Genomic DNA, 8455 nt, shown 5'->3' with positions numbered 1-8455 from the left:
CCCAGACCGATAAGAATCTGAACGTTGCAAAGGAGGAGGGTTCGACTGCATCTGCTGCAACATTACTCTTTTTACTTGACATAAGATACGTTATCGGCGAATTGCTTTGCACTGCAATATGTTTCGTCACCAGTGACGAAAGTGTGCCGGAATCACGGGATCGAACGCATCGACGTGGTGCAACCGGTCGAGTTCGACGGGGCACGGTCGCTTTAGGGCGTTGGTGGGTCGACGGACACTTTCAACTTCAACGTACGTCTACTGAATGGGACCCGGCCTCCCTCAAGGTGTTCCAACGCCAAGGCGTTAAGTTCGTACCGCTCGAGTGAACCCACCGCTTCGATCTGGCCATGTCCGGCGGTTGCTTTCATCGTCACGATCTGCTCCGCATCGCCGCTCACGACTATGCCCGGACTGCGGGTGGCAAACAGATATTGGCGGCTGCTGCGCAGCGAACGTAGACGATCGACGAGGTACTCCTCGATCCACGGGGCGTGCAGCGCATCCTCTGGTTGATCGACGAGCACCGGTGTGTCACCGTCGGCGAGCAAAATGACCAGGATGGCCGTGCATCGCTGGCCATGAGCGAGTTGTTCGATCGCCGTGTAGGTTTGGTCGCCGGGCTTCTTGAACTTGATGGTGAGGACATCGGGACGGTCGATGGCCTGCAGATTCAGTAGGTCCTCCCACAAATTGCGTTCGTCGATGTTCGTGAGCAGCTTGGCGAGACTCGCCATGTCGATTCCATGATCGATATCTACGAGTTCGGCGAGGTTATGCGACCACATTGAGCGGACGAACCTCAGCGGATGCGTCCGAAGCGCGAGTTCATTCAGGAAGTCCTCCCTGACCCGTGAGCCCACCTTGATCAGGTCGAGCGCACGGCGAAACTCAGACTGGTCCCCTTGGTTGGGAACGTCGAGCTTGACGAAGCCAGCCGCCTTCGCGTTGAGGTCTATGACCCGCGCCCGGCGCATGTCCCGCCGTGTGCGTCGCGCAGCGTGAAGGGCGTCGGTGAGGTCATGTCTTTCCTGCTCCAGTCGAGCCAGATCGGGCCGAGCGCGATGTTCAAGCGCGGCCCTGGCAGCCTGGAGTTGAGTGAGTTTGGACTGCAACTGTTCGAGGCTCGCGCGCAAAGCCGTAAGAGATGCTTCCGGATCAATCTTGTCGAGTTCTTCATCGAGGCGGATCTTGAACTCGTCGAACCGCGTTCTCCACTGACCCTCAATGCGCGCCATGGCCTTCGCAGCCTCGGCGATCGCTTCGAGAATCTGCGTGCGTCCCGTGTCGAGGCGTTCGCGTAGAAGTGCCAGCACGGCATTGGCTTCGAGGAACAAGCCAGCGTTCTCGCCCACTGACTCGTGCAATTCGGCTTCGGGCAGATTGAACGCGGGCGCGTCGAGGTCGGCGAGGTCGTTCCGTGTGCCGTGCAAGCTGGTCTGCTCTGCGGTCCACCCCGACTGCTCCTTCACCGTCTCGGTTTTGAACAGTTCCTCGAGTTGGCGAACTTGTTCGCCAAGTTCCGCCCCGCCAGCGGTCTCGGATTCTAATCGCTGGACGCGTTGCCGAGCCGCGATCAGTTTTCCGGCGTTGACCCGCAGGCCCCCGATCGCGGCTTCGATGGAGGCGTTGACCGCCTCCAGGTCGATCGACGCGTCAACCAGGGCCATGCGACCAACCGGCTCTCGGGAGTACTCGAGGATCTCTCCTTGCGAGAACGCCGCGATCGGGCAGATGAGGGCGGGGTCGTCGTTGATTTCAGCCCAGTCGCTTCCGGTCTGTTGCAGGACGCGGGCAGCTGGCGATCCGCCGGCGTTGTACGTCCGCTCCATCCGGTATCGCACGCCGTCGCCGGCGACATGCACGACGACCGTGCTGTTGTTCATCAGCGCCTTGTCCATCCGCGAGTCGATCTCGGTTCGAATGTGAGGAAAAGCGATGGCGTCGACCTGCTGGCTCAGAACGAATCGAATCGCCTCCAGTACCAAAGACTTGCCCGCCCCCGTGCCGCCAAGAAGGCAATTTAAGTCTGGCGAGAAGCGGATGCGTTCGCCGCCGAGGAATCCACCCAGGAACTCAATGTCTTCGATGCGGGTGTAGGTGGTCGGAGCTGGCTGCTGCAGCAAGACGCGCAACTGCGGGTCGGCGAGCGCGTGGCGGAGTCCAATCAGATCCGGGCGGCTGGCCTTTATCCAGGTGCGGCGCGCACCGATTCCGGACAGCGCATGATGGCTTTCGTCCTTGTCCCAGGTGTCCGATCCGCGGACGAAGGCCATGTTTCGTTGCTCGCCGAGTTTGTTACGGACGTCGTCTGCGGTGTCGAGGTGAACGATCTCAACGGCGCAGACGTCGTCGTGCAGCAAGATCTCCCTGACGTGAGCCGGAACCGTCAACCGCATCAGCCCTTTGTCCTTCTCGATGTGGGCAGGTATGGCCAACCCACCGGAGGCTGCGATCTTCGTCGCGGCGTCGGCGAAGCCAGCGTTGGCGCTGATGTCCAATTTGCCGCGGTCTGCTTGGCCGATGTTGAGCTTCACCAGGACCTCTTCGATCAGCGCCGGGTCAGTTCCTTGCTCCCAGATGGCGAGCAGATGGCCCTCGTTGGTGCTGATCTCGACCCCGGGCAGGACGACGAGTGGAGTGCCGACCGCTGCGTCGGCGATGTGACTACACCAGGAGACCGTGTTGTGGTCTGTGATGGCGATAGCGTCAAGGCCGGCGGCAAGCGCGGCCTCGACAATGTCTCCGGGCGTGCCGTAATGCTCGTCCTTGGCGTCGCTAGAACCGGGCGTGTGAACGTGCAGATCAACTGCCCAGAAGCGCGCTGCAGCAGTCATTGATCGACAACCCTCCGATCGCCTGAGAAAACATGGGGCAGGCTGACACGCAGTCGGCTAACGCTGCGAAACCTCGATCGACGATACAGAGACTGCCAGTCCGCATCGAGCCGTTTGCGTTCTGTCGGCCCCGGTCATAGGTCAGAAGGAAAGTGAGGCGCACATCCCTGACTTCGGCGAGCCCGGCCCCTCAGAGATCTGGCAGATCGGTGTCGCGATGACACATCTGACCCGTCACACCACCACCCCTGACGAGTGCTACTACCTGATCTGGGACGGCTGTCCCGACGTCGAGACTCTCTGCGAGCGGATCGGTGCCACCAGAATCGACCTCACCGACGAGGCAGGCGTGGCAAGCATCGCCAGCGGCGCACATAATCTCCGGGTGTGGCGGAACTGCCCAGTAGGCTAGTCAGGAGGGCTACTGAAGGGGGCGACATGAGTCCGTCGGAGAGCGATAGTACCGACTCCTCGAAGAAAGTTCAGGCGGCTACCGCGCGGATCGCCGCCCAGGCTGTTCCGAGAATCGATTTGACCCCCTCCACGATCAGCGCGATCAACAAGGCTGCAGCTCTATCACCCGTCTACTACCGTGCCCGGCCAGAGTCGTTGGAAGCGCTGCGCAGCGTTCTCAGCGCCATCACGGGGTGCTGCTGAACCGTCGCAGGCGCGGTCAGTTGAGCACCTGCGTCAGGCCCCCCTCATAGGCAACCGCGCCACGCAACGCAAGGCACATAGCGGTGCGTGGCGGAAACCAAATGAAGAAGTGTCACCACCAAGACCCCTCACTCTGTCACCTATGGCCTGATGCAGAACTGTCACCGATGTCTTGCGAGATGACATCTCGCCGTTGTCGGTATTGTCGGGTAATATAGAACACATATTCGACACGACGTGGGGCGGGGGTGGCGGCACGTGAACAGCAACAGCAAACCGAGCGACAGCGGAAGCGGTGGCGCGCCTTCGGCTTTGGGGTCGTCTGCGTTGGCTACTGCTGCGGTGGGGTCTGCGGATGCGGTGGTCGCCGAGAAACTGTCACGCCTGGCAGCGGTGTTGGATGAGTTGGCGACGGTGGATGTGTCGTTGGTGTCCGACGACGTGCTCGTCGAAGCCACCGTCGAGGCCGAACGCCTGGCGTTGCGCACGGCCGGTGCGGTCACCGATCGCTTGATCGTGGAAGCGTCCGACCGGGATCTACCGCACGGTTTGGGGTTCCGCGATATTCGCAACTTCATGGGACAGCGCCTGCATATCGGTGATCCCGCAGCTAGGTATCGGGTGATCGCGGCGACCGGCTCATTCACCACCATCTGCGGCGACCGCCTCCCGCCCTCCTGTCCGACGTTGGCCGGCTACGTCGTGGAAGGACGCGTCGCCGGCGCACACGTCCGCGCGGTACTCGAGGTGTTGGAGGCCATCCCTAGTGAGGTGTCGGCGGAGACGAAAGCTGCTGCCGAAGCGCAGATGGCCGGGTATGCGATCCAGTTCACGCCTGCTGAGATCACCAACCTCGGTTCACGATTGTTGGCGCATCTCGATCCGGATGGGACGCTGACCAACCCGAAAGACCGGAAACGTCGACGCCGCTTGTGGGTGAACCGGCAGAACGCGCAACTCATGTCGCGGTTGACTGCCGATTTGGATCCGATCGCCCGAGCCCGGCTGGATACCGTGCTGGACTCGTGGGCTAAACCGGGCATGAACAACCCCGACGATCCCGACTCACCTGTGGGTCCGATCACCACCGCCAATGCTGAGCAGGTCGCGGCGGCGGCGTTGCGGGATCAACGCTCACCCGCCCAACGCAACCACGACGCCTTCTCCGCCCTCCTCGGGCAGGTGTTGGAATCCGGCATGCTCGGCAACACCCATCGGGGATTACCGATCCAGGTAATCGTCACCACCAGCCTGCACGAGTTGGAAGCACAAGCAGGGATCGCACAAACCACATCCGGAACACTCCTGCCGATCGGCGACGTGATCGAGATGGCCGCCTCCGCCGGTGCGAGTCAGTATTTGGCGGTGTTCGGTGAGCACACCAGTGTGCCGCTCTACCTTGGTCGGTCGAAGCGGATCGCCACGCTGGGGCAACGGTTGGCCTCGTTCGCCTCACCCGGCGGCAAAATGTGTTCCGCACCGGGCTGTAACCAACCCGCCTCACGGGTGCAGATGCATCACGCCGCGAAAGACTGGGCCGACGGCGGCCTGACCGACATCGACCAGTTGGTGCCGGCGTGTGATGTGCACAATCGGCGGGTCGGCAAAAAGCCTGGGCAGTTCACCACCCGCATGATCACCGACGGACCCGATACGGGCCGTGTTGCGTGGCGACTCAACGCCAAACCGGGCATGCCCGAGAATCCCGAACGCATCAACCGCATCGCCGACGTCAAAGCCGACTTCCACGACTACCTCACCGCCGAACACACGAGCAACGAGGCTGCAGCGGCTGCACGCGCGGCCGGGACAGGCGCGACGGTTACCGAGATCGGCGCGCGAGCCTCGGGTACAGCCGACGCCGAGATCGTCGCGGACACAGTGGGTGCCTGGATGATGTCGCCGCCCTCAGTGCCGGACCCGCCCAGCGGGCAGGCGGCAGGCCAGGCGTTGACCGGCGTCGAGCTCGCGCTGGTGGGCGCAATCCCCTTGAGTGACACCGTGCGCCTCAGCTCGCGGGTCGACATCCAATGGAACCTCGCTGATCCACCCGACCCCGACCCGCCCACAGACCCGGACGCGCCAACAGGTCCAGCCCCACCAGCCAGCCCCTGGTGGCTCGGCGACGTCGACCCACCAGGAGGCGTCGACCCACCGCTGGCCGACGCCGCCTGACCACCGCGTGAACTGACCGGTGTGCCAACCCGGCCAACCCGGCCGACACGCTAGCCCAACGAACCGGGCGAGCCGTCGAATCAGGTTGTGCCGCAACCCGTCCACACCCCGCCACCACACCCAGGTGGCGGGGCAGACGTGGTTGGGAACTGTAGTCCGGCACGCATACTCGTGCGCGACAGACGGACTGGCCTCAGATTCCAGCGGACAGCGGAAGGTTCACGAAGCTCGGCTGTGCCGGGTCGAGGACGATGTGCTGTGGCTTGAGGCCCGACTCGTTGAGCAGTGGACGCAACGGGACACCACGAGGGGCGTTCATCGCGAACACGTCGATCCGCAGTCGATGTCCTGCCGGGATACGCGCTTCTGTGGGGAGCAGACCGACGTCGAGAGTGACCGGCTTTCCCGGTGTGATTCGTTGGCGCGCAGCAAGAGTCATTGTGTAGAAGGGGTCGATGACATCGCCGTTGGGCGCGAACTGCGACTCCGCTCGGTCATAGCCACGCAACGAAGCCATGACCTGCCCCGAGCTGATCACCTTCGATGTCCCGTCCGGCGCAACGTCGTTCAACGTTGCTGTCCAGTAGCCGTCTGTCGCGTCCATGACCGTGTTGAGGTGCAGACTGCTGTAGCCGGACACGCGTCGACTGCTGTCGAGCGGTGGCGTCGTGAACGACAGTGCGCCCCGTTCCGAGATCCGCGCGTCGTCGGAGCATCCTTGGAACACCGCGGTCAGACCCGCCATCTGCTGGGCGGAGTCGCGCGAACAGAGTGTCCACAATGTCGGTGACACGGTCATGGTTCCGCGTGCCGCGTTCGCGCCAGTCGTCAGGCTGCCGTCGCCCTGAGCATGCGGCGCGGTGCCGCTGCGACGGTTCGACAGATACAGCCGCTGTCGGGTCATGCCTGCGCGCGGGAACTGCGCCGCGGAGATCCAACTGTCGCCGACCTGCTTCAGATTCACCGGCCCGTACGAGTCGATTCCGTTGTCAATTCCCTTGAGCCACTTGTCGAACCATGCTTTCTGCAAGACGTCGAGCCGCGGTGGGGTACCCGGCCTACCCTGTCCCCCGCCGATCGTCGCGTGGTAGCCGTCGCCCATCATGAGCTGCTTACGGCCGGGGGCCAGCGGGATCTTGTTGTACATCCGCACCTCGCTGTTGGTGAACAGATCGAACCATCCGCCGTAGATGAAGGTGGGTGTGGTGACCTCGTCGGCGTGATCCTGCCAGGACTGTCGCGGCTCCGAATCTGTCTTCAGCAGGTCCTTCAAATAGCCAGGGACAGAAGGGATGTCGGGCGTTGTCAGCCCCGCCAGCAACTGCGGGTAGAACGTCAACGGGTCCTTCACCCTGTCGGCGAGCCACTTCCAGTCGAAGGTGCCGTTCAGCATCGACGCGACGTTCGGGATCATCTTCGTGCTGTTGACCAACGTCAACCACAGCGGCAGGAACCCCGCGCCGAGGGCACCACCCGGAGCGACGATGTCGCGGATGAGGTCGCCTCCGGGCTCGACGGGGAAGATGGCCTTCAGCGCGTCGGGATGCTTGTTGGCCGCTTGGATCTGGTTGATCGCCGAATACGACACACCGGCCATCCCGATCCTGCCGTTCGACCATCGCTGCTTGGCGGCCCAGTCGATCACCTCGGTCGAGTCCTGCTGCTCGCGGCTCTGGAACACGTCCCAGGTCCCCTGCGAGAATCCGGTGCCTCGGACGTCGACAACCACCATCGTGTAGCCGCTGCGCACGAGATCGAAGTCCGCTGAGAAGTTTCGGGTTCCTCCATCGCGCACTGTCTTGGCGAGTGCGTTGATTCCGTCGATCGCGGTTCCGTGCAGGTTGATCGCGTCTGCCAGCTGCATCGCATACGGCGCCAAGACCGGATTCTGCAACGCCGACGACGCGACCGCCGTGATCAGCTTGGTGTACGGGGTCATGTTGAGCACGACGGGTGTGCGATCCGCGGCTGGACGGCCTCGCGCGTCGGCAGGGCGATACACGTTGGCGCGCAACACTGTTCCGTCACTCATTCGGATCGGGACGTCCCATTGGGTCGCGACACCCGCATAGGGGTGCGCACCGTCGTGTGCCGCACGCCAACCTGCGCCCTGCTGACCGCCGTCGGGAGTCGCAGCGTCGGCGATTCCCGGACCGGTCATCAAAAGAATGGCGACGGAGAGGACCGCGACCACCGCGCCCCACGTCGTCGAACTCGAAACACGTCGTAGCTTAGTGACCACCGGGACCCCTGACCGTTGATACGCCTGAGCGTTGAAACCCTGAATGCTGAAACACCGAACGTTGGAACACCGTGAGACTCCCGCGCCGAATAATGACGGCGTGAGACGAACGCGTCGAAGAGTATCAGTTCGATGTGGCGCAGCTCACCAAGGCCTACTGATGGGATCCGGGCCGCGATCTCTGCGGCGAGATGACCGGCGGAGCGTCAGTTCTGGTCGACGTCGATCGGATGGGTCGCGAGCAGCGGCATCGGCCAGGGCTGGCGCCGAAAGACATCTGCCCAGACGTCGACGGTCGGCGGTGCGAGCAGATCGCGAGGAAGCGCCGAGGCGAGCAGCCAGCTGTCCTGGGCGAGCTCGGCGTCGAGTTGGCCTATCCCCCAACCCGCGTAGCCGGCGAAGATTCGGACGCCCTCGAGGACGTTGGCGAGGAGTTCGTGATCGGCGTCGAGGTCGACGAGGACAACCCGACCGTCGACCGGGCGAAGCCCTTCGAACGCTTCGATGTCGACACCGTGCTTCGCGACTCCAAGACACAACGCGG

Annotated in this window: 5 protein-coding genes; 2 read left to right on the top strand and 3 right to left on the bottom strand. The window is 63.2% G+C overall.

The window, feature by feature from the left end:
- Nucleotides 1-212 precede the first annotated feature (212 nt).
- Nucleotides 213-2837, bottom strand: a complete 2625-nt coding sequence (locus A5777_RS11730; RefSeq protein ID WP_005179594.1) for an AAA family ATPase — start codon at nucleotides 2835-2837, stop codon at nucleotides 213-215.
- Nucleotides 2838-3054: 217 nt separating this feature from the next.
- On the opposite strand from A5777_RS11730, the gene A5777_RS11725 reads away from it, so the two are divergent.
- Both A5777_RS11725 and A5777_RS11715 read left to right on the top strand, forming a co-directional pair.
- Nucleotides 3055-3249, top strand: coding sequence for a hypothetical protein (locus tag A5777_RS11725; RefSeq protein WP_005179596.1), 195 nt, complete (start codon nucleotides 3055-3057; stop codon nucleotides 3247-3249).
- Nucleotides 3250-3752: 503 nt separating this feature from the next.
- Nucleotides 3753-5669: an HNH endonuclease signature motif containing protein gene (locus A5777_RS11715; RefSeq protein ID WP_064862771.1), complete on the top strand. Its 1917-nt coding sequence runs from the start codon at nucleotides 3753-3755 to the stop codon at nucleotides 5667-5669.
- A gap of 193 nt (nucleotides 5670-5862) precedes the next feature.
- Here the strand turns inward: A5777_RS11715 and A5777_RS11710 are convergent, their stop codons facing one another.
- Together A5777_RS11710 and A5777_RS11705 are read right to left on the bottom strand one after the other, a co-directional pair.
- Nucleotides 5863-7830 carry a CocE/NonD family hydrolase gene (locus tag A5777_RS11710; protein ID WP_082933641.1) on the bottom strand — a complete coding sequence of 656 codons (1968 nt, stop codon included), beginning with the start codon at nucleotides 7828-7830 and terminating at the stop codon, nucleotides 5863-5865.
- Nucleotides 7831-8117: 287 nt separating this feature from the next.
- Nucleotides 8118-8455: YqgE/AlgH family protein (locus tag A5777_RS11705; RefSeq protein WP_197502361.1), on the bottom strand; the 338-nt coding region annotated here is incomplete at its 5' end.

The sequence above is a fragment of the Gordonia sp. 852002-10350_SCH5691597 genome, from assembly GCF_001665715.1.
Classification (GTDB): domain Bacteria; phylum Actinomycetota; class Actinomycetes; order Mycobacteriales; family Mycobacteriaceae; genus Gordonia; species Gordonia sputi.
The sequence above is the reverse complement of the archived record's forward strand: the minus strand, read 5'-3'. Positions and strand labels throughout refer to the sequence as shown.